Origin of the sequence: Amycolatopsis sp. 195334CR (assembly GCF_017309385.1) — a bacterium.
In the GTDB taxonomy this organism is placed as follows: domain Bacteria; phylum Actinomycetota; class Actinomycetes; order Mycobacteriales; family Pseudonocardiaceae; genus Amycolatopsis.
The window spans coordinates 3,064,720-3,091,471 of record NZ_JAFJMJ010000002.1 but is presented as its reverse complement, the minus strand read 5'-3'; the positions used below and the strand labels follow the sequence as shown (position 1 = coordinate 3,091,471).

The following is a 26,752-nucleotide window of genomic DNA, read 5'->3' as shown; positions in this document are numbered from 1 at the left end:
CGGTGGGGTGGTTTTTGTCGGCGACGTCCGCAACAAGCGGCTGGCGACCTGCTTCCACTCGGCCGTCCAGGCGCGCCAGGGCGCGCCGAACGTGCACGCCGCCGCGGAGAAGGCGGTCCTGTGGGAGAAGGAACTCCTGGTCGACCCGGCGTTCTTCCCCGCGCTCGCCTCGCACGCGCCCGGTCTGGAATGGGCGGAGGTCCAGCTCAAAGCGGGGTCGTACCACAACGAACTGACCCGGCACCGCTACGACGTCGTGCTGCACACGCGCCCGGTGCCGGTGTCCGAATTGGACACCGTGGACACCGTGCGATTCACCGGCGTGGACGAACTGCTGCGGCGGCTGAGCGCGGAACCCGAGGTGCTGCGCGTCGAAGGCGTGCCGAACGCGCGCCTGGCCGAGGAGGTCGCGGACTACCGGGGTGAGCCTGTCGCCGCCGACGTCGTGGATCCCGACGAGCTGATCAGGGCGCTGGGCGAGCTGGGTTACCGGGCGGTGGCCACCTGGTCGGCGGACCTCGGGCAGTTCGACGTGCTGTGCGTGCGGGCCGGGCTGCCGCCGGTGCGGATCGCGGGCGACCCGGCGGGCGAGTTCTCGCCGGGTGCCTTCACGAACAACCCGGCGAGCAGGCAGGACGTGGGCACGCTGGCCGGTGCCGTACGTGCGCATGCGGCGGAGTGGTTGCCGGAGTTCATGGTGCCGTCGGCGGTGGTGGTGCTGGACGAGTTGCCGTTGACGGTGAACGGGAAGCTCGACCGGCGTGCCTTGCCCGCCCCGGAGTTCGGCACCGGAGTCAGGCAGGAACCGCGCAACGCGGCGGAGCACCAGTTGTGCGGCTTGTTCGCCGACGTCCTCGGTGTGCCCGAGGTCGGGACGAACGAGAGCTTCTTCGATTTGGGCGGGCATTCGCTGCTGGCCACGCGGCTGATCGCCAGGGTGCGCACGGCGTTCGGGGTGGAGCTGGGCGTGCGGGCGTTGTTCGAGGCGCCTACCGTCAGCGCGCTCGCACGACAGCTGGAGGAGGCCGGAACCGCGCGGGCGGCTCTGGTCCCGTCGTCACGGCCGGAGGTCGTGCCGTTGTCGTTCGCGCAGTCGCGGCTGTGGTTCCTGAACCGGTTCGAAGGCCCGTCGCCGACCTACAACATCCCGCTGGCGTTGCGGTTGACCGGGCAGCTCGATGTGGAAGCGCTCGAACTCGCGCTCGCCGACGTGGTGGCCAGGCACGAGAGCCTGCGCACGGTGTATCCCGAGGTCGACGGTGTGCCGCGCCAGCAGGTGCTCGACCAGGTGCGCCCGGAGCTGGCCGTCACCGAGGTGCGCGACCTCGCCGCGGCGGCCACCGTCGCGGCCCGCCACGCCTTCGACCTGGAGTCCGAGATCCCGCTGCGGGCGGAGCTGTTCCGCGCCGGACCCGAGGACCACGCACTGGTGCTGGTGCTGCACCACATCGCAGGCGACGGCTGGTCGATGGAACCGCTCGTGCGTGACGTGAGCGCCGCCTACGCCGCCCGGCGAGCCGGCCGCGTGCCGGAGTGGGCGCCGCTGCCGGTGCAGTACGCGGACTACACGTTGTGGCAACGCGAAGTCCTCGGCGCGTTGGAGGATCCCGGCAGCGAGGTCGCTTCGCAGGTCGCCTACTGGAAGCAGGCCCTGGCGGGCCTGCCGGAACGCATCACCATGCCGGTGGACCGGTCCTACCCGCAGGTCGCCTCGCTCGCGGGCGACACGGTGACCTTCGCCTGGCCCGACGACCTGCACGCCCGGTTGGCGGGCCTGGCCAGTGAGTGCGGGGTCAGCCTGTTCATGGTGGTCAACGCCGCCGTGGCGGCCCTGCTGTCGCGGCTCGGCGCGGGTGACGACGTCGCGGTCGGCTCGCCGATCGCGGGCCGGACGGACGAGGCGCTGGACGACCTGGTCGGGTTCTTCGTGAACACGCTGGTCCTGCGCACGGACACCTCGGGCGACCCGACTTTCCGTGAGCTGCTGGAGCGGGTGCGTGAGCGGAGCCTGGCGGCGTACGCGCACCAGGACGTGCCCTTCGAGCACCTCGTCGAGGCCCTGAACCCGGAGCGTTCGCTGGCGCACCAGCCGCTGTTCCAGGTCCTGCTCGCGTGGCAGAACAGCGCCGCCGCGCTCCAGTTCACCGGCGTGGACTGCGAGCCGCTGCCGGTGACCACCGGGACGTCCCGCGTGGACCTTTCCCTGTACTTCACCGAGCGCGACGGCATCTCGGGTGCCGTCGAGTTCCGGACCGACGTGTTCGACCGGTCCACTGTGGAGTCCCTGCTGGCCAGGCTGGAACGGCTGCTGCGCGCCGTCGCGGCCGATCCGGGGTGCCGGATCGGCGCGGTCGAGTTGCTGGACGGGCCCGAGCGCGAGCGTCTGCTGTCGGAGTGGAACGGCACCGTCGTGGACGGGGAGTCCACGATCGTCGAGGTGATCGCACGGCAGGCACCGGACGCCGTCGCGGTGGTCTGCGGTGACGACTCGATGACGTACGGGGAACTGGACGCGGCCTCGAACCGGCTCGCGCATCGGCTGATCGCCGAGGGCGTGGGGCCGGAACGAGTCGTGGCGCTCGCGCTGCCGCGGTCGGCCGAGCTGGTGGTGGCGATGCTGGCGGTCCTGAAGACCGGCGGTGCCTATCTGCCGATCGACCCGGAGTACCCGGCTGAGCGGATCGAGTTCCTGCTGCGCGACTCCGGCGCGATGCTGACCTTGTCCACTGTGGACCTCGATGGCGCGGACGCGGGACCGGTCGACGTGGCGTTGTCGCCGTCGAACCTGGCCTGTGTGATCTACACCTCCGGCTCCACGGGGACGCCGAAGGGCGTCGGGGTGGTGCACCGCGGGGTGGTGACGCTGTCCGGGACCTTCGGCGGTGGCCCGGTGCTGTGGCATTCGCCGGTGACCTTCGACGCGCACGCGTACGAGGTGTGGGTGACGTTGCTGGGTGGCGGCACGGTGGTCGTCGCGCCCGAGCAGCGGCTGGACCCGCCTGCCGTGGCCGAGTTGGTGGCGCGGCACGGGATCTCGGCCATGTGGATCACCGCCGGGCTGTTCCGGGTGATCGCGGAGGAGGCGCCGGAGTGCCTGGCGGGCCTGCGTGAGGTGTGGACCGGCGGTGACGTGGTGCCGGTGGAGTCCGTGCGCCAGGTGGCCGCGGCCTGCCCGGCTCTGACCATTGTGGACGCCTACGGGCCGACGGAGACCACCACCTTCGCCACCGTCCACCGGGCCGGGGAACTGGGGAGCACCGTCCCCATCGGACGGCCGGTCGCCGGGCGGCAGGTCTACGTTATCGACCGCGGCCTGCGGCCGGTCCCGGCTGGGGTGCCGGGGGAGTTGTACGTCGCGGGGTCGGGTGACGCTCGGGGTTACCTGGGCCAGCCGGGGTTGACGGCTTCGCGGTTCGTGGCCAATCCCTTTGGACCGGGCCGGATGTATCGGACCGGGGATGTGGTGCGGTGGCGTGCTGACGGTGAGCTGGAGTTCCTGGGCCGCGTCGACGACCAGGTGAAGGTGCGGGGTTTCCGCATCGAACCGGGTGAGGTCGAGGCGGTACTGACCCGGCACGAAGCAGTGACGCAGGCGGCGGTGGTCGCCCGCGAGGACCGTCCCGGCGACAAGCGACTGGTCGCCTATGTCGTCGCGGCCGAGGCCGACCCGGCTGAGGTGCTGGCCTTCCTCACCGAGCGCCTGCCCGGTTACCTGGTGCCGTCGGCCGTGGTGGCGCTTGACGCGCTGCCGTTGACCACCCACGGCAAGCTCGACCGGCGCGCGCTTCCGGCACCGGAGTTCGGCGGTGCGCACCAGGAGCCGAGGACGGCGGCCGAGCGGAAGCTGTGCGCCCTGTTCGCCGACGTGCTCGGCGTGCCGGTGATCGGCACGGACCAGAGCTTCTTCGAGCTGGGCGGGCATTCCTTGCTGGCGATGCGCCTGGTGGCCCGGGTGCGCACGGCGTTCGGCGTCGAGCTGGGGGTGCGCGCGTTGTTCGAGGCGCCCACGGCCGGTGCGCTCGCGCGGCGCCTGGCTGACGCCGGTGCCGCACGGGCGGCTCTGGTCCCGTCAGCACGGCCCGAGATCGTGCCGCTGTCGTTTGCCCAGTCGCGCCTGTGGTTCCTGCACCGGTTCGACGGCCCGTCGCCGACCTACAACATTCCGTTGGCGCTGCGGCTGACCGGGCGGCTCGACGTCGCAGCGCTGGAGTCCGCGCTGGCCGACGTGGTGGCGCGGCACGAGAGCCTGCGCACGGTCTTCCCCGAGGTCGACGGGAAGCCCCGGCAGCAGGTGCTCGACCAGGTACGGCCCGCGCCGGCAGTCACCGAGGTGGCCGACCTCGACCACGCGCTCACCGAAGCCGCCCGGCACACCTTCGACCTGGAGACCGAGATCCCCGTGCGGGCTACGGTGTTCCGCACCGGACCCGACGAGCACGTGCTGGCCCTGGTCGTGCACCACATCGCCGCCGACGGCTGGTCCCTCGCCCCGCTGGTGGACGACCTGAGCACGGCCTACACGGCGCGGTGTGAAGGACAGGCGCCCGGGTGGGGACCGCTGCCGGTGCAGTACGCGGATTACACGCTGTGGCAACGCGAAACCCTCGGCTCGGCCGAGGACACGGCCAGTGAAATCGCGTCGCAGGTCGCCTACTGGCAGCGGACCCTGGCCGGACTGCCCGAACGCATCACCCTGCCGACGGACCGGCCGCACCCCGCGATCGCCTCCTACGCGGGCGACACGGTCGCGTTCTCCTGGTCACCCGAATTGCGCGCCCGGCTGGAAATCCTGGCGAACGACAGCGGCGCGAGCCTGTTCATGGTCGTGCACACCGCCCTGGTGGCCCTGCTGTCCCGCCTCGGTGCCGGGGAGGACATCGCGATCGGTTCGCCGATCGCGGGCCGTACCGACGAGGCTCTCGATGACTTGGTCGGGTTCTTCGTGAACACGCTGGTCCTGCGCACGGACACCTCGGGTGACCCGACTTTCCGCGAGCTGCTCGACCGGGTGCGTGAGCGCTGCCTGGAAGCCTATGCCCACCAGGACGTGCCGTTCGAGCACCTGGTGGAGATCCTGAACCCGGAGCGTTCGCTGGCCCATCAGCCGCTGTTCCAGGTCATGCTGGCCTGGCAGAACGCGACCGGTGCCGAGCTGGACCTGCCCGGCGTGACGGCGGAACCGGTGCCCATCGGTACTCGCACGGCGCGCATGGATCTGGTCTTCAGCGTGGCCGAAGCGCTGCACGGGGTGGTGGAGTTCAACGCGGACGTGTTCGATCGGTCCACTGTGGAATCCCTGCTGGCCAGGCTGGAGCGCCTGCTGGCGGCGGTCGCGGCCGATCCCGGCACCCGGACCGGCGCGATCGACCTGCTCGACGCGACCGAGCGCGACCGCCTGCGGGAATGGAACGACACCGGACAGGTGGATGAGGAGTCCACGATCGTCGAGGTGTTCGCGCGGCAGGCACCGGACGCGGTCGCGCTGATCTGCGGTGAGCGCACGATGTCGTACGCGGAGCTGGATGCTGCTTCGAATCGGCTCGCGCGGTCGTTGATTGCTCGCGGTGTGGGGCCGGAGCGGGTGGTGGCGCTGGCGTTGCCGCGGTCGGTGGAGCTGGTGGTGGCGATGCTGGCGGTGCTGAAGGCCGGTGGCGCCTATCTGCCGATCGACCCGGCGTACCCGGCCTCGCGGATCGAGTTCATGCTGGGGGACGCCGGGGCGATGCTCACCTTGTCCACTGTGGACTTCGACGGGGTGGAGGAAGGCCCGGTCGACGTGGCGCTGTCGCCGGACAACCAGGCGTACGTGATCTACACGTCGGGGTCCACCGGTACGCCGAAGGGCGTCGGGGCCACGCATCGGAACGTGGTGGCGCTGGCCGGTGACCCGCGGTTCGCCGGTGGTGGGCACGAGCGCGTCCTGCTGCACTCACCGGTGACCTTCGACGCCTTCACCTACGAACTCTGGGCGACGTTGCTGGGCGGCCGCACGGTTGTCATCGCGCCGGACCAGCGGCTGGATCCGGTGGTGACCGCGGAACTGGTGGCTCGGCACGACGTCACCGGGATGTTCCTGACGGCCGGGCTGTTCCGGGTTTTCGCGGAGGAGGCGCCGGAGTGCCTGGCGGGCCTGCGCGAGGTGTGGACCGGTGGCGACGTGGTGCCGGTGGAATCCGTGCGCCGAGTGGCCGAAGCCTGCCCCGACCTGACCATCGTGGACGTCTACGGCCCGACGGAGACCACGACCTTCGCCACCGCGCACAGTGTGGATGCGTACGGGCCGACGGAAATCACGACCTTCGCCACCGCGCATCGGGTCGGCGAGCTGGGGCACACCGTCCCCATCGGACGGCCGCTGGCCGGTGGTCCCGTCCACGTCCTCGACCGCGGGCTGCGGCCGGTGCCGATCGGGGTGCCGGGCGAGCTGTACATCGCCGGTGCCGGGGTGGCCCGGGGGTACCTGGACCGGCCGGGGCTGACGGCTTCGCGGTTCGTGGCCAACCCATACGGACCGGGCCGGATGTATCGGACCGGGGACGTCGTGCGCTGGCGTGCCGACGGTGAACTGGAGTTCCTGGGCCGCGTCGACGACCAGGTGAAGGTGCGGGGCTTCCGCATCGAGCCCGGCGAGGTCGAAGCCGCCCTGACCAGGCATGAAGCGGTGACCCAGGCGGCGGTGATCGCCCGCGAGGACCGGCCGGGCGAAAAGCGGCTGGTCGGCTACGTGGTCCCGGGCGACGTCGATCCGGCCGCGGTACGGGCCTTCGCGGCCGAGCGCCTGCCCGACTACCTCGTGCCGTCCGCGATCGTGGCGCTCGACGCGTTCCCCCTGACCGCCAACGGGAAGCTGGACCGCCGCGCCCTGCCCGCCCCCGAGTTCGGCGGCGACCGCGAGGAACCGGCGACGGACGGCGAGCGCGCGTTGTGCGCCCTGTTCGCCGAAGTGCTCGGCCTGCCGGAGGTCGGCACGAACGAGAGCTTCTTCGAACTGGGCGGCGACAGCATCTCGTCCATCCAGCTGGCCAGCCGGGCCCGCACCGCCGGTGTGCTGATCAAGCCGCGGGACGTGTTCCTGCACAAGACGCCCGGCGCACTGGCGGCGATCGTGCGGCCGGCCGGGGAACCGGTGCGGCCCGACGTCGGAGTGGGACCGGTACCGCTCACGCCGATCATCGCGTGGCTGGCCGAGGCCGTGGGCCCGGTCGACGACTTCTGCCAGGCGATGGCGCTCACCACCCCGGCGGACCTGGACTTCGACGGCCTCACCCGGCTGCTCCAGGCCCTGCTCGACCACCACGACGCGTTACGCCTGCGCGTCACCGATTCGTGGTCGCTGACCGTCGAACCGGTGGGCTCGGTGCGGGCCGAGCAGTGCCTGCGGCGGGTCGAGGGCGCCGGGGACCCGGACCTCGACGACGCGCTCCGGACGGCCTCCGGCGAACTCGATCTCGCGGCCGGTGAACTGGTGCGGGCCGTCTGGTTCGACCGAGGCGCCGGGACTCCCGGCACGCTGCTGCTGGTGATCCACCACGTGGCGGTCGACGGGGTCTCGTGGCGCGTGCTGCTGCCGGACCTGGCCGCGGGCTGGGAAGCCCTCCGCGACGGCGCCCCGGTGCACCTGCCGGAGGTGGGCACCTCCTTCCGCCGCTGGGCCGAAGTGCTCACGCCCCAGGTGGCCGAGCGCGCGGAGGAACTGCCGCGGTGGCGGGAAATCCTCACCGGCCTCGACCCGGTGGTGCCGGGCCCGGCCGACGGCACCGCGGGCAGCCTCACCCTCCACCTGGACCCCGCCGACACCGAACCGCTGCTGGGCGTGGTGCCCGCGGCCTTCCACGCCGGGGTCCAGGACGTCCTGCTCGCCGCGTTCTCCCTGGCCGTGGCCGAATGGGGGCGCAGGCGGGGCCGGGCCCGCGGACCGCTCGGCATCACCGTGGAAGGACACGGCCGGGACGAAACGCTCGCCGAAGGCATCGACCTGTCACGCACCGTGGGCTGGTTCACCACGCGCTACCCGGTCCGCGTCGACGGCGGCCCGCTGACCTGGTCCGAGGTGCTCGACGCCGGTGATTCGCTCGGCGGGGCCGTCAAACGCGTCAAGGAACAACTGCGCGCGGTACCCGACGGCCTCGGGTACGGCCTCCTGCGGCACCTCGGCTCCGGGGAACTCGCGTCGGTGCGCGAGCCCGATGTCGGCTTCAACTACCTGGGGCGCGTGGCCGCCGCCACCGGCGGTGACTGGCAGGCTGAGTCGCTCCTGGGCGGCGGGCTCGGGGATCTGGCGCTTCCGCTGGAGCTGAGCGCGGTCACCATGGACACGGCCGAAGGGCCGCGACTGGCAGCCACGTGGCTGTGGACCGGCCTGACCGAGCACGAGGTGCGCGAGCTGGGCGAGCTGTGGTTCGCCGCGCTGCGCTCGGTCGCCACCTGCACCGCCCGCACCGGCGGCGGGCGCACGCCCTCGGACGTCCCGCTGGTATCCCTCACCCAGGAGCAGCTCGACCGGCTGGACCCGTCCGCGGAGATCCTCCCGCTCACCCCGCTCCAGGAGGGCTTCCTCTTCCACGCCGCGGACACCGACGACGTCTACACCGTGCAACTCGACCTGGGCCTCGACGGGCCCGTCGACCCCGAACTGCTGCGGAAGTCGGTGCAGGCACTGGCCGACCGGCACGAGAGCCTGCGTGCCTCGTTCACCCACGACGGGCTGGAGCGGCCCGTTCAGCTCATCCCGGCGCGGGCGGTGGTGCCGTGGCAGCACGTCGATCTGTTCGCTATGGACGGTGAAGCGCAGGAGGCGGCGCTGGCCCGGGTCGTGCGCGAGGACCGGGCACGCGGGTTCGACATCGGCTCCGGCCCGCTCCTGCGCGCCACGCTGATCGGGTTGTCCCCGCGACGGCACCGGCTGCTGCTGTCCCACCACCACGTGATCCTGGACGGCTGGTCGGTCCCGGTTCTCCTGCGGGAACTGTTCGAGATCCACGAAGCGGGTGCGGATCTCAGCGGGCTCCCACCGGTGACGCCGTACCGCGAGTTCCTGGCGTGGCAGGCGGCGCAGGACCGCGACGCCGCCGTAGCCGCGTGGCGCGAAATGCTCGCCGGGCTGGAGGAGCCGACGTACCTGAGCCAGGCTTCGCCGACCGGAACGGGCGAGCGGGCGCACTTCGAGTTCGAGCTTTCCCCGTCGGTGTCGGCTGCCTTGGGAACGCTCGCGCAGCGGCTCGGCATCACGCTCGGCACGGTCCTGCAGGGTGCCTGGGGCCTGCTCGTCGGCCGGCTCACCGGTCGCGACGACGTGGTGTTCGGCACCACCGTGGCCGGTCGCCCGGCCCAGCTCCCCGGGGTGGAGGGCATGGTCGGCCTGTTCATCAACACCCTGCCGGTCCGGCTGCGGCACGACCTCGCCACCCCGGTCTCGGAGGTGCTCACGCGGCTGCGCGAGGACCAGACCGCGCTGCTCGAACACCAGCACCTCGGACTGAGCGAACTGCACCGCCTGGCCGGGCACAGCGCGTTATTCGACACGCTGTTCGTGTTCGAGAACTACCCGTTCGGCGCGCTGACCCCGGCGGAGCGCGGGCTGTCGCTCACCGACATCCGGAGCGACGACGCGGCGCACTACCCGATGACGGTCACGGCCGGTCCCGGTCACGCCCTGCCGTTCCGCTTCTCCTACCGCACGGACGCGTTCGACCGGGCGGCGGTGGAAGCGCTGGCCGGGCGGCTGGAGCGGCTCCTGCACGCCATCGCGGCGGATCCGGGGAGTTCGATCGGGGCGATCGAGCTGCTGGACGACACCGAGCGTGAGCGCCTGCTGGGGGAGTGGAACGACTCCGTCGTGGACGGGGAATCCACGATCGTGGAGGTGTTCGCGCGGCAGGCGCCCGACGCGATCGCGGTGATCTCCGGACACGACTCGATGTCGTACGCGGAGCTGGATGCTGCTTCGAACCGGCTCGCGCGGTCGCTGATCGCCCGCGGTGTGGGGCCGGAGCGGGTGGTGGCGCTGGCGTTGCCGCGGTCGGCCGAGCTGGTGGTGGCGATGCTGGCGGTGCTGAAGGCCGGTGGCGCGTACCTGCCGATCGATCCGGACTACCCGGCCGAGCGGATCGAGTTCATGCTGCGGGACGCGGGCGCGATGCTGACCCTGTCCACTGTGGAGCTCGATGGCCCGGACTACGGACCGGCCGAGGTGGCGTTGTCACCGTCGAACCAGGCGTTCGTGCTCTACACCTCCGGCTCGACCGGCACGCCGAAGGGCGTGGCGCTCACGCACCGCGGGGTGGTGGCGCTGGCCGCCGAACCGGCGTTCGCCACCGGCCACGAGCGGGTGTTGCTGCACGCCCCGGTGACCTTCGACGCGTTCACCTACGAGCTGTGGGCAACGTTGCTGCGCGGCCACACCGTGGTGGTGGCCGAGGGCCGGCTGGATCCGGCCGGGATCGCGGCCGCCGTGGCCCGGCACGGGGTCACCGCGATGTGGCTGACGGCCGGGCTGTTCCGGGTGGTCGCCGAGGAGGCGCCGGAGTGCCTGGCGGGTCTGCGTGAGGTGTGGACCGGTGGTGACCTGGTGCCGGTGGAGTCCGTGCGCCGGGTGGCCGTGGCCTGCCCGGAGCTGACCATTGTGGACGGATACGGCCCGACGGAGACGACCACCTTCGCCACCGCCCACCGGATCGGTGCACCGGAGACCACCGTCCCGATCGGACGGCCGATCGCCGGGCGGCGGGTCTACGTGCTGGACGCCGCCCTGCGGCCGGTCCCGGCCGGGGTGCCGGGGGAGTTGTACATCGCGGGTTCGGGGGAGGCCCGGGGCTACCTGGGCCAGGCCGGGTTGACGGCCTCGCGGTTCGTGGCCTGCCCCTTCGCACCGGGCCGCATGTACCGGACCGGCGACGTGGTGCGCTGGCGCGCCGACGGCGAACTCGAATTCCTGGGCCGCGGCGACGACCAGGTCAAGGTGCGCGGTTTCCGCATCGAGCCCGGCGAGGTCGAGGCCGTGCTCACCCGCCACGAAACCGTGACGCAGGCGGTGGTGGTCGCCCGCGAGGACCGTCCCGGCGACAAGCGGCTGGTCGCCTACGTGGTCCCGGCCGAGGTCGATCCGGCGGACGTGCGGGCCTTCCTCGCCGAACGGCTGCCGGACCACCTGGTGCCGTCGGCGGTGGTGCCGCTCGACGAGTTCCCGTTGACCGCACACGGCAAGCTCGACCGGCGTGCCCTGCCCGCGCCGGAGTTCGGCGGGGACTGGCGGGAACCGAGGAACGCCACCGAGCACCTGCTGTGCGTGGCGTTCGCCGAGGTGCTCGGCGTGCCGTCGGTGGGCACCCAGGACGGCTTCTTCGACCTGGGCGGGAACTCGCTGCTGGCCACCCGCCTGGTGGCCAGGGTGCGGACCGCGTTCGGGGTGGAGCTGGGGGTGCGGGCGCTGTTCGAGGCACCCACCGTGGGTGCGCTGGCGCGGCGGCTGACCGGAGCCGGTGCCGCACGCGTGACCCTGGCGCGGGCCGACCGGCCGGAGGTCGTGCCGTTGTCGTTCGCGCAGGCGCGGTTGTGGTTCCTCAACCGGCTGGAAGGCCCGTCGCCGACCTACAACATCCCGTTGGCGCTGCGGTTGACCGGTGTGGTGGACGTCGCCGCGCTGGAGGCCGCACTGGGTGACGTGGTGGCGCGGCACGAAAGCCTGCGCACGGTCTTCCCGGAGGTCGACGGCGTGCCGCGGCAGCTGGTGCTGGACGAGGTGAAGCCCGCGCTGGCGGTCACCGAGGACCCGGACCTGGCGGCGGCCGCCCGGCACGTCTTCGACCTCGAAACCGAGATCCCGCTGCACGCGGCCCTGTTCCGCGTCGGGCCGGAGGAGCACGTACTGGTTGTCGTTGTGCACCACATCGCCGGGGACGGCTGGTCGCTTCGTCCTTTGTGGAGCGATCTGAGCTCGGCCTACGAAGCCCGGTGTGCGGGGCGGGCACCGGCCTGGGCGCCGTTGCCGGTGCAGTACGCGGACTACACGCTCTGGCAGCGCGAAGTGCTCGGTGACCCGGACGACGCGGACAGCGAGAGCGCCGCGCAGGTGGCGTACTGGCGGCAGCGGCTGGCGGACCTGCCGGAGCGGATCACCCTGCCGATGGACCGGCCGCACCCGCGGAGCCCGTCCTACGCGGGCGAAACCGTGCCGTTCGAATGGTCCGCCGGACTGCGCACGAGGCTGGAGGAAGTGGCGCGGGAGAGCGGGGCGAGCCTTTTCATGGTGGTCAACGCCGCGCTGGCGGCGCTGCTCTCGCGGCTCGGCGCGGGGACGGACATCCCGATCGGTGCCGCGATCGCGGGCCGTACGGACGAGGCGCTGGACGACCTCGTCGGGTTCTTCGTGAACACGCTGGTCCTGCGCACGGACACCTCCGGCGACCCGACCTTCCGCCAGCTCCTGGCCCAGGTCCGGGAACGCAGCCTGGAGGCGTACGCGCACCAGGACGTGCCCTTCGAGCACCTGGTGGAGATCCTGAACCCGGAGCGTTCGCTGGCCCACCAGCCGTTGTTCCAGGTCATGCTCGGCTGGCAGAACATGCCCGCCGGTGCGGTGCAGTTGCCCGGGCTGACGGCCGCGCACGAGTTCCTCGGTGCCGGTACGGCGAAGTTCGACCTGTCCGTGCACGTGGTGGCGGGCCGGGGCGTCGAGCACCTGGAAGGCGTGGTGGAGTTCAACACCGACGTGTTCGACCGGTCCACAGTGGAATCCCTGCTGGCCAGGCTGGAACGCCTGCTCGCGGCGGTCGCGGACGAGCCGGACCGGCGCGTCGGCTCGGTCGATCTGCTCGGCGCCGACGAACGCGCGCGGCTGCTGGCGGAGTTCAACGTGGCCGCGCGCGACACCGCCGAAGCCACGATCCCCGAAGTGTTCGCCCGGCAGGCACCGGAGGCCACCGCGCTGGTGTTCGGGGCCGAGTCGATGTCCTACGGCGAACTGGACGCGGCGTCGAACCGGCTCGCGCGGTCGCTGATCGCCCGCGGTGTCGGGCCGGAGCGGGTGGTGGCGCTGGCCTTGCCGCGGTCACCGGAACTGGTGGTGGCGATGCTGGCGGTGCTCAAGGCCGGTGGTGCGTACCTGCCGATCGATCCGGACTACCCGGCCGAGCGGGTCGAGTTCATGCTGCGCGACACCGAACCCCTGCTGACCTTGACCTCGGCGGATTCCGGCGAGCTGGACGCGAGTCCGGTCGAGGTGGCGTTGTCGCCGTCGAACCAGGCCTACGTCATCTACACCTCCGGATCGACCGGGGGAGCGAAGGGCGTGGCGACCTCGCACGCCAACGTGGTGACGCTGGCGGCCGAGCCGAGGTTCGCTGGGCACGAGCGCGTGCTGCTGCACTCGCCGATGACGTTCGACGCGTTCACCTACGAGCTGTGGGCGACGTTGCTGGGCGGTCGCACAGTGGTGATCGCGCCGGAGCGTCGGCTGGACCCGGCCGGGATCGCGGCCGCCGTGGCCCGGCACGGGGTGACCGCGATGTGGTTGACGGCCGGGTTGTTCCGGGTGGTCGCGGAGGAGGCGCCGGAGTGCCTTGCCGGGCTGCGTGAGGTGTGGACCGGTGGTGACGTGGTCCCGGTGGACTCGGTGCGGGCCGTGCTCGCGGCGTGCCCCGGCCTGGAGGTGGTCGACGGATACGGGCCGACGGAGACGACCACCTTCGCCACCGCGCACCGGATCGGCGAACTCGGGCACACCGTCCCCATCGGACGGCCGATCGCCGGTCGTGCGGCGTACGTGCTGGACGCGGCCCTGCAGCCGGTACCGGTGGGTGTGCCGGGTGAGCTGTACGTGTCGGGCGCCGGGGTCGCGCGCGGGTACGCGGGCCGGGCCGGGCTGACGGCGTCGCGGTTCGTGGCGGATCCGTTCGCCCCGGGGCGGCGGGCGTACCGGACCGGGGACGTGGTGCGGTGGCGTGCCGACGGTGAGCTGGAGTTCCTGGGCCGCGTCGACGACCAGGTGAAGGTGCGGGGTTTCCGCGTCGAACCCGGTGAGGTCGAGGCGGCGCTGGTGCGGCACGAGGCGGTGGCGCAGGCGGTGGTGGTCGCGCGGGAGGACTCCTCGGGTGACAAACGGCTGATCGGCTACGTGGTGCCCGCCCCGGACGAGGCCGGTGCGTTCGAGGAACAGCAGGTCCAGGACTGGCAGGAGGTCTACGACGAGCTGTATTCCACTGTGGACGAACTGCCGCTCGGCACGAACTTCGCGGGCTGGAACAGCAGCTACACACGCGAGCCGATCCCGCTCCCGGAAATGCGCGAGTGGCGGGACGAGACGGTTCGCCGGATCCTCGACTTCGAGCCGCGGAACGTGCTGGAGATCGGCGTGGGCTCGGGCTTGCTGCTGAGCGAGATCGCGCCAGGGTGTGAGAGCTACTGGGCCACCGACTTCTCCCCGGAGGTCGTCGACCGGCTCCGGGGTCAGGTCGCGGACCGGCCGGATCTGGCAAGGCACACGGAACTGCGTTGCCAACCTGCTGACGAGGTCACCGGTTTGCCCGAGGGTCACTTCGATGTGGTGGTGATCAACTCGGTGGTGCAGTACTTCCCGCACGCCGATTACCTTGCGGAGGTCCTGCGGTCTGTGGTGCGCTTGCTCGCGCCGGGTGGGGTGGTGTTCGTCGGGGATGTGCGGAACCGGGAACTCGCCCGCTGCTTCCACACCGCCGTGCAGTTGCACCAAGGCGCGGAGAACGTGCTCAGTGCCGCGGAACAGGCGTTGCTGCGGGAGAAGGAACTCCTGGTCGATCCCGCGTTCTTCACCGCGCTGGCCGCGCACGTGCCCGGCTTCGCGGCGGCCGAGGTCCGGCTCAAAGCCGGAGCGCACCACAACGAACTGACCCGGTACCGCTACGACGTCGTCCTGCACACCCGGCCGGGCGCCGATCGGGACGTGACCGTCGCGCGCTGGGAGTGCGCCGAGGAACTGGTGCGGCACCTGGGTACCGGGCCGGAAGTGCTGCGGGTGGAAGGAATCCCGAACCGCCGCTTGGCACGGGAAGCCGCCGCGTACGGCGTGCTCCGGGAAGGCGGCTCGGTCGCGGGAGCACGGGCCGCGGACCGCGACGCGGCAGACCCCCACGAACTGGCCGAAACGGTGGCCCGGCACGGGTACCGGGCGATGGCCACCTGGTCGGCGGTCCCCGAGCAGTTCGACGTGGTCTGCGTGCGGGCCGATCTGCCCGTAATCCCGCCCGCGGTTCCGGAACCCGCCGGGGAGTTCTCTCCCGGCGCGTTCACCAACAGCCCGGCGGCCAGGCACGATGTCGGCGCGCTGGCGGGTGCGGTGCGTTCGTTCGTGGCCGGCTGGCTGCCGGAGTACCTCGTGCCGTCCTCGGTGGTGGTGCTCGACGCGCTGCCGTTGACGGCGAACGGGAAAGTGGACCGGCGTGCGCTGCCCGCACCGGACTTCGGGCGCGGTGACACGCGCGGCACCCCGCGTACCGCCACCGAGCAGACCCTGTGCGAGCTGTTCGCCGAGGTCCTCGGGCTGCCCGAGGTGGGCACGAACGAGAGCTTCTTCGACCTGGGCGGGCATTCGCTGTTGGCCACCCGGCTGATCGCCCGCGTCCGTGCCGCGTTCGAGGTCGAGTTGGGCGTGCGCGCGTTGTTCGAGGCGCCCACGGTGAACGGGCTCGCGCGGCAACTGGCCACGGGCGGGAGCGGGCGGGCGCTCGAAACCCTGCTGCCCCTGCGGTCGACGGGCAGCGCGACGCCGCTGTTCTGCATCCACCCCGGTGGTGGGATGAGCTGGTCGTACGCGAGCCTCGTGCCGCACCTCGACCCGGACGTGCCGGTGTACGGCATCCAGGCGCGCTCGCTCACCGGGAAGCAGGCCCCGGCGACGGTGCGGGAGATGGTGCTGGACTACCTCGATGAGGTCAGGGCCGTGCAGCCCACCGGGCCGTACCGCCTGCTCGGCTGGTCGTTCGGCGGGGTGGCCGCGCACGCGATGGCCACCGAACTCCAGGCGCGCGGGGAGGAGGTCGAACTGCTGGTCATGCTCGACGCGGCGCCCCCGGAGCTGCTCAAGGGCGTGGACATGCCGGAGATCAGCGAGGAGGACGTGCTCCGGCTGCTGGTCGCCGCGCCCGGTGCCGAGCCGGACGCGGCGGTGACCCACGAGGAAGCGACCACGCACCTGCGCGAGACCGGCGGTTCCGCCGGCCTCCTGGTCGACGACGAGATGCTGCGCGGCATCCGCGCCTGCCTCGTGGTGAACCCGCGGCTCCAGCAGGAGTACGTGCCCGGGATCTTCCGCGGTGACCTGGTCTTCTTCGCCGCGGCGGGCGAGCGGCCGCACGGTGATCCGGCGGTGGCCTGGTGGCCGCACGTCACCGGCGACGTCGACGTGCACGAGGTGGACGCCGAGCACGAGTGGATGCTCCAGCCGGAGCCCGCCGAGGCGATCGGCACGGCCCTGCGAGCGCTATTGACCTGACAATTGGAGTTTTGTACGGTCTAAAAATGCCGACGCTGCACGAGACGATCAGGCGGGAGTTCGAGGACCGGATCCACGCGGGCAAGCTGGCTCCGGGCGCGAAGCTGCCGACCGAGATGGAGTTGTGCGAGCAGTACGGGGTCAGCCGCGCGACGGCTCAGCGGGTGCTCAACGACCTGGCCGACGCGGGGCTGGCCGTGCGGCGGCGGCGCCAGGGCACGTTCGTCGCGGACGTGCGCCGGCAGATCAACCTGCTCAGCTACGCCTCGCCGGAAACGCACGTCAAGGGCGTGCCGGGGCGGCACGAGGTCCTCTCGGCCCGGATCGTCCGGTCCGGGGACGCCGTGCTCGCCCTGCCCGGGGCCGACGCGGACACCGCGGTGGTGGAACTGGTGCGGCGCAAGCTGGACCTCCAGGACCAGCCGCGCACCATCGAGCGGCACGTCGTGTTGTTCTCCGCTGCGCCCGAGCTGTTGAACGAGGACCTCGCGGACCTCGTCTCGCTGCCGTACCTGCGTGACCGCGGGGTGGCGCTCGACCGCATCCGGGTCTACCTGGACCCCGTGGTGCTCGACGAGCACGACGCCGAACTGCTCCACAGCGAGGCCGGGACACCGACGCTGCGGCGGCGCCGCGAACTGCGTGCGCCCGACGGGACCGCGATCGAGGTGGTCACCGCCCTGATCCGCCCGGGTACCGCCGAGTTCTTCGTCGAGTTCCCCGCGTAGCCACCACTTCGAAAGGAGCTCCGATGAAGGTCATCGTGGTCGGGGCCGGGGTGCTCGGCACCGGCGTCGCGCGCTCGCTGACCCTGGCCGGTGCGGAAGTCCTCCTGCTGGACCGCCGGGGGCCGGGCGCCGGTACCAGTTCGACCACCTTCGCCTGGACCAACGCCAACCGCAAACCGGATCCGGACTACTACCGGCTGAACCTGGCGGGCATGGCCGAGCACGAGGAACTCGCCCGGGAATTGCCCGGCGAACCCGCGTACTTCCGCAGTGGCGGCGTGCAGTTCGCCGACGCCGACAGCGAGCCGTGGCTGGCGGAGAACGTGGAACGCTTGCGGGGGCTGGGATATCCGGCGCGCTGGGTGACCCGGGCGGAGGCGGCGCCCCTGGTGCGCGGGCTCCGGATCCCCGAGGAAACCACGGCGATCGCGCACTTCCCCGCCGAGGGCTACGTCCGCCCGGACCGCCTGGTGCAGAACCTGCTGGCCGACGCGGTCCGGCACGGCGCGGTGCTGTCGATCGGGGAGGTGGTGTCCACAAGCGACGGTGCTTCGGTCACGCCGTCCGACGGTGCGTCGGTCACGCTGGCCGACGGCACCGTGCACACCGCCGACCAGGTGGTGCTGGCCACCGGGCGGTGGACCGGCGACCTCGCCGCCCACTCCGGCATCGACCTCCCGATGATCACCGACACCGGCCGCGGATCCCCGCTCGTCGGCCTGCTCGGGTACGTCCGCGCGCTCGACCTCGGCTGCGTGGTCCACACCCCGGGCCTGAACCTGCGGCCCGGCGCGGGCCTGCCCGCCGTGGTGCAGGCACTCGACCTGAACCCGGAGGTCGACCCGGCCCGGCCGCCCGCTCCCGGCGGCGAGATCGCCACCACGATCACCCGGCGGCTCACCGCGTTGCTGCCCGATCCCGGACAGGCCCCGGAAATCGACTTCCGGGTGGGTTTCCGCGCCCTGCCCGCCGACGGTCACCCCATCGCGGGTTACCCGCCGGAGCACCCGCGGACCTACTGCCTGGCCTCGCACGGGGGCATCACCCTGGCGCCGCTGCTGGGCCGGCTGGTCGCCACCGAAATCCTCACCGGTGAAGCGCAGGAACTACTGGAACCCTTCCGCCCCAGCCGACTCACCGGCGTGCGGCGGGCTGATCTCCCGGCCGTCGGCCGGCCGGTCAAGCTGGGTGAGCAGTAGTGCCGGCAACGTCCGTGCGGCCTGCTTGTCCCGCGTCGTCGGCCCCCACGAACGAGCCGGGAACGAACTGCCCCGGCTCGTCGGGAACCCGGCCGGAATCGTGGGAGCCGCCGGTCCCGTTCTGCCAGCACTCGACGGCACCCTGCCGGAAACGGGCCAGCTCATCACGGTGAAGGGCGCGCGAACGCACGAGCGCGCAAAGTCCCTAATCGCCGCGGTGGCCGCGGCGGGCGTCCCGGTCGAAGATGCCGAGGATCTCGCAGGGGCCACCCTCGGCCCCGATCGCGTGCGGGAGCATGGTCGGGAACTCGGCGGCCTGGTTGGTCTCCACCCGCAGCCGCCGGCCGCCCAGTAGCAGCACCGCGGTGCCGGACAGCACCACGAGCCACTCGCGGCCGGGATGCGCGCGCAGCCGCGAAGGCTGGTCCGGCGGCGGGCTCGTCATGCGCTGGCGCACCACGGTCATCCCGGGATCGGCCTTGATCGGCCACCGCATCAGCCCGCGGGGCGCGTCGATCGCGGGGGAGGAGACCACGTCCTCCGTATCGGTCTCGACCAGCTGGTCCAGTGAGGTGTCCAGGGCACGGGCCAGGGTGACGAGCTGGTCGAGGGCCAGGCGCCGCCGCCCGGTCTCGATCCGGCTGAGCGAGGACGGGCTGAGCCCCGCGCGGGCGGCCAGCTCGTCCAGCGACCAGCCCTGCGCCACCCGCAGGGCGCGGATCCGCTGGCGCACGAGGCCGTCCAGCTCGCTGTCGCTGTGCGTCATGGGCAAGATGATATGCGCCACCGGCAAGCCGGACGGGGGTTGGCCGAGCTGGTCCCACCACCGCACGGTTACGCTGGGCTGACCGCCGGGTTGCGTCCGGTCCGCGGGTGCGGAACGCTCGAGCCGGGGCGTCGAATCGAGCAGAGGTGTGAGGTGACGGGTGCGCCGCGCGTACCCCGACTGATGGAGAAGCAGGAGTCCCCCGTCGCGAGAGCGCCGTACCCCGAACTGGCGTGGGTCGCCGCGCCCTACCCGGCCGTGCTGACCACGGCCGACGGGCGGCTCGACGGCATGAACGAAGCGGCGGAACTGCTGTTCTCGCGTGCGGGAACCGGGTTGCCGCAATGGCTCGCCGAGGCGGATCCGGCCGGGCCCGCGGTGTCCGGGCCGGTGGGTGGGCAGGGGTACACCGCGCACGCGGTCCGCGTCGGGGACGACCGGGTGAGCTGGTGGCTGGTCGAGGACACCGACGTCCGGCTGGTCCGCGACGAGCTCCGGCTCGAACGCGAACGCGCTGCCTTCCTCAGCGAGGCGTCGAACGCGTTGCTTTCCTCGCTCAACCTCAAGCGCTGCATGGCGGTCACCGCGGAGCTGACCGCGCGGTACCTCGCCGACGCCGCGATGGTGATCGCCCCGGCGGCGAAGCGCCGGTTCCCGGTGGTGAGCTGCGTGCGCGGCGGTAAGGCCGAGCACTCCGAGCTGATGGTCAACCCCGACGAGGTGCCCGGACTGAGCGAGGCGCTGCAGGGTTTCCCGCCCGTGCCCTCGCGGTGGATCGACCCGCGGTCGGCGCCGGACTGGCTGCGCCCGGAGGGGGTGGACGAGATCGGCTCGATCGTGGTCACCCCGCTGCCGGGCCAGGGCGTGCCCGCCGGTGCGCTGATCCTGGTGCGCCGCCGCGAGCACCAGGGGTTCTCGGACTCCGAGGAAATCTTCGCCCGGCTGTTCGCCGCACGGGCCGGGGCGGCGATGTCGGCCGCCCGGCTGTTCGCCGAGCAGACCTCGATCACCGAGACGCTGATGCGCGACCTGCTGCCGCCGGTGGTGCACCAGGTGGCCGGGGTGGAGTTCGCCGGCGGGTACCGCGCCGCGCGGGACCACGAGCGCATCGGCGGCGACTTCTACGACGTGCACCCGGCCGCCGGTGAGGGCGAGGAGTCGCTGGCCGTGCTCGGCGACGTCTGCGGCAAGGGCCTGGAAGCGGCGGTGCTGACCGGCAAGGTCCGCAACACGCTGCAGGCGCTGCTGCCGCTCGCCGAGGACCACCGGCGGATGCTCACCCTGCTCAACGGCGCGTTGCTGAACAACCGCGACACCCGGTTCGTCACCCTCGTGCTGGCCTCGGTGGTCCGCGACGGCCCCGGCGTCCGGCTGCGCGTGACCAGTGCCGGGCACCCGGCGCCGCTGGTGGTGCGGACCACGGGACAGGTGGAGGAGGTGCCCACGATGGGCACGGTGATCGGGGTACTGCCGGAACTCGAGTCGGTCACCGCCGAGCTGACCCTGGCGCCCGGTGAGAGCTGCCTGCTGTTCACCGACGGCATCACCGAGGCCAAGGGCGGCCCGCTGGGGGAGACCATGTTCGGCGAGGAGCGGCTGCACCGGACGCTGTCCGAATGCGCGGGCATGCCCGCCGAGGCGGTGGCCGAACGCGTGCGGATGCTCGCCGCGGAATGGGCGGGCCGCAACGCGCACGACGACATGGCGGTGCTCGTCATCACCGCGCCCCGCGGGCAGCACCTGACGGCGGTCGGCGGGCACGGGCGAGGCAGGTACACCGCATGAGCACCCCCACGTGCAACGCGAACGGGCACCGCGAGCTGGCCGTCGCCCGGCTCTGGGACGCGGTGACCGCGTGCGACGAGCAGGCCGCGGTCGAAGCCGCCCTCGCCGCGCTCGACGCCGGCCTTGACCTGGAAGAGACCCTGCTCGACGTGGTCGGCGTGGTGCAGCGCCGGGTCGGCCAGGAATGGGCGGCCAACCGGCTGAGCGTGGCGCAGGAGCACGCGGCCACCGCGATCAACGAGCGGGTGATCGCCGCCGCGGTGCAGTCGCGGCCGCGCTCGCGCCCGGTGCTCGGCCGGATCACCGTGGCCTGCGTCGACGGCGAATGGCACGCGCTGCCCGCCCGGCTGCTGGCCGAGACGCTGAAGCTGCGCGGGTTCGCGGTGGACTACCTCGGGGCCCAGGTGCCCACCCCGCACCTGATCACCCACCTGCACCAGACCGGGCCGGACGCGGTGGCGCTGTCCGGTTCGATCGCCACCCGGCTGCCCACCGCGCACGCCACCATCACCGCCTGCCAGGCCGCCGGGGTGCCGGTGATCGCCGGCGGGGCCGCCTTCGGGCCGGAGGGCCGGTACGCGCGGCTGCTCGGCGCGGACGCCTGGGCGCCCGACGCCCGGGCCGCGGCCGACCGCCTCGCCGGCTCGCCGCTGCCCATGCCGCGCCGCGGCCACGAGGTGCTCGACGATCTGCCGCACCTGGCCGACCAGGAGTACACGATGGTCGTGCGGACCGCGCCGGAACTGGTCAAGGCCGTCTACGCCGGGCTGGAGGGGCGGGTGCCCGCGATGCGCGAGTACACCGACCTGCAGCGGCAGCACACCGCCGAGGACCTCGCGCACATCGTCGACTTCCTGGCCACCTCGCTCTACACCGGGGACGACGAGCTGTTCCTCGGCTTCCTGACCTGGACCGCCGAGATCCTCGCCGTGCGCGGGGTGCCCGCCGCGACCCTGCTGCCCGCTCTGGACCTGCTCACCACCGAACTGCGCGACTTCACCCGGGCCGCCCCGCTGCTCGCCCGCGCGCACGACCACCTGGGGAAGACCGCATGACGACCGTTTCGCTGAACACGCTCACCTGCACCTGGAGCACGCCGGAGGAGCGGACCGCGGTGCTGCGGCTCGACGGCGACCTCGACTATTCGTGCTCGACGGAGTTCGCCGAGCTGATCAGGACGCGGCTGGCCGGCACGCCGGACCTGCGGACGCTGCGGCTGGACTGCGGCGCGCTCGGCCTGTGCGACTCGGGCGGGTTGTCGGCGCTGCTGATGATCCGCAGGCACACCGAGGCCGCCGGGGTGGTACTGCACCTGGACCACCGCGGTGCCGCGCTGGAGCGGCTGCTCGAGGTGACCGGCACCCGGCACTACCTCACCGGTGAGCGGACCGTGGCTTCGGTCGAGCAGGAGCAACGGGGCGACAGCTGAGCTGCCCGCCGAACACAAGAAGGAGCACCTATGTCAGCCGAGTCCAGTGCGCCCGGAGACAGCGCGGGACGGTGGGAAAGCGGACGCCCGCTGTGGTCGGCCGCGCCGGGGAACCGCGACGGGGTCGCGCTCCTCTCACTCGCCGGGGAACTGGACCTGGCCGCCGTGGAGGGCCTCGAGCACGTGCTCGGCGAAGCGCTCGACGACGCCGGTGACGGCCTGGTGGTGGACATGACCACGGTGAGCTTCTGCGATTCCAGCTGCCTCAACGCCTTGCTTCGCGCCGCGGCCCGGATTCGCGCGGCCGGGGCGCGGTTCGCACTGGTGGCCGTCTCACCCGCGGTCGTCCGGCCGATCACCGTGCTGAACCTGGGCGAGGCGCTGCCGATCACCGGCAGCCTGGCCGAAGCGGTGAAGCTGGTCCGGGCGCGCTGACCGCGACGCCGTCGTCGCGGGCGGCCACACTGTCGGCGTAACCTGGACGACTCCAGGGAGGCGGCCATGACCGGGTACCGCGCACACCCGTTCACCGCGGGGTTCGACCGGAAGGTCCTGGTGCTGACCGGCGACATCGACCGCGCCGACGGCCCCGATTTCGCTGGCTGGCTCGACCTGCTGTCCGGCACGGGGGCCGACGAGGTGATCGTCGATCTGGCGGAGGTGCGCCGGATCGGGGCCGGCCCGGCGGTGCTGCTGGGCAACTTCGGGGACGGGCTGGCGGGCACCGGCCGCCGGCTGCGCCTGGTGACCGGCGCTGGTGCCGGGCACGCGCTGCACCTGGCCCGGATCGGCACCCGCAGCGGGACCGGGGTGACGCTGCACAGCACGGTCTCCGACGCGGCACTGGCCGGGGAAAGCACCGCCCCGGTCGCGTTCGGCACCACGAGCGCGCGGGCCGGGAGGCACTTCCTGGCCGAGGCCTACGCCGACAACACCATGTTCACCCAGGGGGCGGAAGAGGGCTTCCGGGTCCACCACACCGTGCGTGACGCCGGGGCGTTCGCCATCGCCGAGTTGGAGCACTCGATGGCGGTGGACCACAGCCCGACCCCGCTGAGCCGGCCGCTGGTGTGCCGGGTGCTCGACGGCGAGCTGGTCCGCACCGGCGACGGTGTCCCGAGCGTGGTCGCGGCGGGGGAGTTCGTGCTGTTCGCCCATCCGGACCCGGCGGGCACGGTGAGCAAGGCGGGGACGCGGCTGCAGCTGATCCGGGTGCACCCGGCGGTGTTCGCCGCGGTGCTGGCCGGGGAGCCGCTCGGGTTCACCGGCCACCTGCCGGTCAGCGCCGCGGCCGGGCGTCACCTCGGGGCCACCGTGGACCACCTGGCCGAGCACGTGCTCGGCGCGTCGCGCAGCAGCCGCGTGCTCACCAGCGCCGCCCGGCTGCTCGCCGCGACCGTGCTCGACACCTTCCCGCACACGGTGGTGGCGGGGCCGGATTCGCCGCTGGCCGGTGCGATCGCGTTCATCGAGCGCAACGCCGCGGCGGACATCGGCCCGGCCGAGATCGCCGGGGCCGGGCAGGTCAGCGTCCGCGCGCTGCAGCTGGCCTTCCGCAGGCACCTGGACACCACGCCGATGGCGTACCTGCGGCAGTTCCGGCTGGCCGGGGCGCGCGGTGAGCTGCTGGCCGCGGACCCGGCGCTGGACACGGTCACCGCGATCGCGCTGCGGTGGCGGTTCCCGCACCCCGGGCGCTTTGCCACCGACTACCGGGCCGCCTACGGGCAGTCGCCCAGCGCGGCGCTGCAGGACCGGACGGCTATGCGACGTGATGCACAAGGGCATCCTGACGCGACCGGAACACATCGATGAACTCCGCGGTGCCGGCGAGGTCCAGCGTCCGGGAGACCGCGGTACCGCGGGGGGACACGAAGCAGGCCGTGACGTCGCGGTCCCGCAGGTCGCGCACCACGGCGGCCAGCGCGCGCACCCCGGCCCAACCGAGGAACGCGAGCCGGCTGAGGTCCAGCACGACCAGCTGAACCGGCGGCGGGTCCTGCAGGAGCGGTTGCAGCCCGGACGGCAGTTCGGGGGCCGTCATCACGTCCAGCTCGCCGGACAGCGCCACGACCGCCGTCCGCGGCCGGAGCTCCCAGGAGAAAGCGATCCCGTCCACCATGGGTCCAGCATCCCGCCGGGGCGGGCGGGCGGCCTCCCCGCGGGCGCACAGTTGCCGTGCGGTGTGCGCCCGGCGGGAAGCCGCGGCCGGTAGCCGAGGTGGACGGCCGCCGTGGCCAGCACGCTGGGCAGGCTGCTCGGCAGGCATGCCGGGTGAGCTGCCGCGGCGAGCGTGCCGGGCAGGCTGCTGTGGGCGCCCGGGCTGCCTGCCGCGGCAAGCTTGCTGGGCGAGCTGGTGTGGCGAGCGGACTGGGCAGCTCGCTCGGCAGACATGCCGGGTGAGCTGCCGCGGCGAGCATGCCGGGGAGACTGCTGCGGGCAGCCTGCTGGCGACTCGCCGTGTCGACCGCCGGGCGAGTCGCCGCGGCAACCACGCTGGGCGGCTCGCCATGACAAGCGTGTCGGGAAGGTGACTGCGGAAGCCGCCGGGAATGCCGCCAAGCCGGTCAGGCGCTTTCGGCGGCGGCCGCCCGGCCCGCTTCCCGGCCCGAGAAGAGGCAGCCGCCCAGGAAGGTGCCTTCGAGCGCCCGGTACCCGTGCACCCCGCCACCCCCGAACCCGGCGACCTCCCCCGCCGCGTAGAGGCCGGTGATGGGCTGGCCCCCGGCGTTCAGCACCCGCCCGGCGAGGTCGGTCTGCAGGCCCCCGAGCGTCTTCCTGGTCAGGATGTTCATCCGGATGGCGATCAGCGGCCCCGCCGCCGGGTCCAGGATCTTGTGCAGCGGCACCGTCCTGGCCAGGCTGTCCCCAACGTAGTCCAGCGAGTTCCGGATGCCCATGAGCTGGCCGTCCTTGGTGAACTTGTGGTCCACCTGCAGATCCCGCGCGGTCACCTGCGCGCGCAGCACGTCCAGCTGCACCAGGTCGTTCCCGGCGAGCTGGTTCATCCCGGCCACCAGATCGGGAGGTTGTCCGAGATGACGAAGTCCTCGCCCTTGTCCATGAACGCCTTGACCGGCGGCGGCGTGTCGTTGAACAACCGGCTGGCCAGGTACCCGAGCAGGTCTTTGCGGGTCAGCTCCGGGTTCTGCTCGGAACCCGACAGCACGAACTCCTTGTCGATGATCCGCTTGTTCAGCAGGAACCACGAGTAGTCGTGCCCGGAACGCATGATCAGCTCCAGCGTGCCGAGGGTGTCGTAGCTGGGCACACCCGGGTTCGGGAACCGCTTGCCGGTGGCGTCGAGCCACAGCGACGACGGCGCGGCCAGCACGCGGATCCCGTGGTCCGGCCAGATCGGACTGTGGTTCGCCATGCCCTCGGTGTAGTGCCACATGCGGTCGCGGTTGACCAGCCGCGCCCCGGCCATCTCGCTGATGGCGAGCATGCGCCCGTCCACGTGCGCGGGCACCCCGGTGATCATCCGGGCGGGCGGTTCACCCAGCCGGGCGGGCCAGTTCCGCCGGACGAGGTCCTGGTTGCCGCCGATCCCGCCGGAGGTCACCAGCACCATCGGCGCGGACAGCTCGAACTCGCCGACCTTGGTGCGCGAGCTAAGCGTGCCACGGGCCGCGCCGCTCGGTTCGAGCAGGCTGCCGCGCACCCCGGTGACCGCGCCGTTGCTGGTGATCAGGGCGTCGACCTGGTGGCGGAACTTGAAGACGATCTTGCCCTGCGCGGCCGCCTCGCGGACCTTCTTCTCGAACGGCTCCATCACCCCCGGACCGGTGCCCAGCGTCAGGTGGAACCGGGGCACGGAGTTGCCGGGACCGTCGGCGAGCTGACCGCCGCGCTCGGCCCAGCCGACGATCGGCACCCACCGCATGCCGAGGCCGTAGAGCCACTTGCGCTTCTCCTCGGCGGCGAAGTGCAGGTAGGCCTCCGCCCAGCGCGAGGCCCAGTAGTCCTCGCCGAGCGGGTTGTCGATGCCGCGGTCGAACCCGGCGTTGTTGAACCAGTCGGCCCACGCCAGTTCGAACGAGTCCCTGATCCCGGCGGTCCGCTGCTCGTCGGAGTTGATGAAGAACAACCCGCCCAGCGACCAGAACGCCTGCCCGCCGAGGCTGGCCTCCGGCTCCTGGTCGACCAGCAGCACCCGCCGCCCGGCCGCGGCCAGCTCCGAGGCCGCCACCAGCCCGGCCAGTCCCGCGCCGACCACGATCGCGTCCGCGTCCGGTGCCGCCCCGGCCGCGTAGGCGGTCGAACCGAAGCCGAGACCGCTCAGCGCCGTGCCCGCGGCGAGCGCCCCGCCACCGGTCAGGAGCCCGCGCCGGCTGAGGTTGCGGTTGCTGGGGGAACTCATCGTCGGGTCCTCCGCCCTGT

General features: G+C 72.6%; 10 protein-coding genes and 1 pseudogene. 8 read left to right on the top strand and 3 right to left on the bottom strand.

Annotated features, from left to right (window positions below; translation table 11 throughout):
* Positions 1 to 7: 7 nt before the first annotated feature.
* Genes JYK18_RS37080 through JYK18_RS37070 form a run of 3 tightly spaced genes read left to right on the top strand, consistent with a single transcriptional unit; the run spans position 8 to position 18,389 of the window.
* Positions 8 to 16,462: a non-ribosomal peptide synthetase gene (locus JYK18_RS37080; RefSeq protein WP_206808065.1), complete on the top strand. Its 16,455-nt coding sequence runs from the start codon at positions 8 to 10 to the stop codon at positions 16,460 to 16,462.
* Positions 16,463 to 16,488: 26 nt separating this feature from the next.
* Entirely contained in the window at positions 16,489 to 17,190 is a 702-nt protein-coding gene (locus tag JYK18_RS37075) for a GntR family transcriptional regulator (protein WP_206808064.1), read from the top strand.
* 23 nt (positions 17,191 to 17,213) lie between these two features.
* Positions 17,214 to 18,389, top strand: coding sequence for an FAD-binding oxidoreductase (locus JYK18_RS37070; protein WP_206808063.1), 1,176 nt, complete (start codon positions 17,214 to 17,216; stop codon positions 18,387 to 18,389).
* Between the two features lie 205 nt (positions 18,390 to 18,594).
* Here JYK18_RS37070 and JYK18_RS37065 read toward each other — a convergent pair whose 3' ends face one another.
* Positions 18,595 to 19,155, bottom strand: a complete 561-nt coding sequence (locus tag JYK18_RS37065) for a helix-turn-helix transcriptional regulator (protein WP_206808062.1) — start codon at positions 19,153 to 19,155, stop codon at positions 18,595 to 18,597.
* Between the two features lie 183 nt (positions 19,156 to 19,338).
* Between JYK18_RS37065 and JYK18_RS37060 the strand changes: the two genes are divergently transcribed.
* The 5 genes from JYK18_RS37060 (at position 19,339) to JYK18_RS37040 (ending at position 24,184) form a co-directional block, all read left to right on the top strand.
* A complete protein-coding gene (locus tag JYK18_RS37060; RefSeq protein ID WP_206808061.1) occupies positions 19,339 to 20,940 on the top strand; it encodes a PP2C family protein-serine/threonine phosphatase in 1,602 nt (533 codons plus the stop codon).
* Positions 20,937 to 21,995: a B12-binding domain-containing protein gene (locus JYK18_RS37055; RefSeq protein WP_206808060.1), complete on the top strand. Its 1,059-nt coding sequence runs from the start codon at positions 20,937 to 20,939 to the stop codon at positions 21,993 to 21,995. Before JYK18_RS37060 ends, JYK18_RS37055 begins: the two co-directional genes overlap by 4 nt.
* Positions 21,992 to 22,369 carry an STAS domain-containing protein gene (locus JYK18_RS37050; RefSeq protein WP_206808059.1) on the top strand — a complete coding sequence of 126 codons (378 nt, stop codon included), beginning with the start codon at positions 21,992 to 21,994 and terminating at the stop codon, positions 22,367 to 22,369. The genes JYK18_RS37055 and JYK18_RS37050 overlap by 4 nt, the downstream gene beginning before the upstream one ends.
* A 30-nt stretch (positions 22,370 to 22,399) precedes the next feature.
* Positions 22,400 to 22,804, top strand: coding sequence for an STAS domain-containing protein (locus JYK18_RS37045; protein ID WP_206808058.1), 405 nt, complete (start codon positions 22,400 to 22,402; stop codon positions 22,802 to 22,804).
* 66 nt (positions 22,805 to 22,870) lie between these two features.
* The gene (locus JYK18_RS37040; RefSeq protein ID WP_206808057.1) at positions 22,871 to 24,184 is read left to right on the top strand and encodes a helix-turn-helix domain-containing protein; all 1,314 of its coding nucleotides are present in this window, start codon (positions 22,871 to 22,873) and stop codon (positions 24,182 to 24,184) included.
* Here JYK18_RS37040 and JYK18_RS37035 read toward each other — a convergent pair.
* On the bottom strand, positions 24,132 to 24,491 hold the full coding sequence (locus tag JYK18_RS37035; RefSeq protein WP_206808056.1) for an STAS domain-containing protein: 360 nt from the start codon (positions 24,489 to 24,491) through the stop codon (positions 24,132 to 24,134). The two genes, JYK18_RS37040 and JYK18_RS37035, sit on opposite strands and share 53 nt — an antisense overlap.
* Positions 24,492 to 24,936: 445 nt before the next feature.
* Positions 24,937 to 26,732: pseudogene (locus tag JYK18_RS37030) on the bottom strand (FAD-binding dehydrogenase).
* Between the last annotated feature and the right edge of the window lie 20 nt (positions 26,733 to 26,752).

Bases quoted from the DNA above. Each gene is read 5' to 3' on its own strand.
- JYK18_RS37045 (WP_206808058.1), top strand. From the start codon at position 22,400: ATGTCAGCCGAGTCCAGTGCGCCCGGAGACAGCGCGGGACGGTGGGAA.
- JYK18_RS37070 (WP_206808063.1), top strand. From the start codon at position 17,214: ATGAAGGTCATCGTGGTCGGGGCCGGGGTGCTCGGCACCGGCGTCGCG.
- JYK18_RS37065 (WP_206808062.1), bottom strand. From the start codon at position 19,155: ATGACGCACAGCGACAGCGAGCTGGACGGCCTCGTGCGCCAGCGGATC.
- JYK18_RS37075 (WP_206808064.1), top strand. From the start codon at position 16,489: ATGCCGACGCTGCACGAGACGATCAGGCGGGAGTTCGAGGACCGGATC.
- JYK18_RS37040 (WP_206808057.1), top strand. From the start codon at position 22,871: ATGACCGGGTACCGCGCACACCCGTTCACCGCGGGGTTCGACCGGAAG.
- JYK18_RS37035 (WP_206808056.1), bottom strand. From the start codon at position 24,491: ATGGTGGACGGGATCGCTTTCTCCTGGGAGCTCCGGCCGCGGACGGCG.
- JYK18_RS37055 (WP_206808060.1), top strand. From the start codon at position 20,937: ATGAGCACCCCCACGTGCAACGCGAACGGGCACCGCGAGCTGGCCGTC.
- JYK18_RS37060 (WP_206808061.1), top strand. From the start codon at position 19,339: ATGGAGAAGCAGGAGTCCCCCGTCGCGAGAGCGCCGTACCCCGAACTG.
- JYK18_RS37050 (WP_206808059.1), top strand. From the start codon at position 21,992: ATGACGACCGTTTCGCTGAACACGCTCACCTGCACCTGGAGCACGCCG.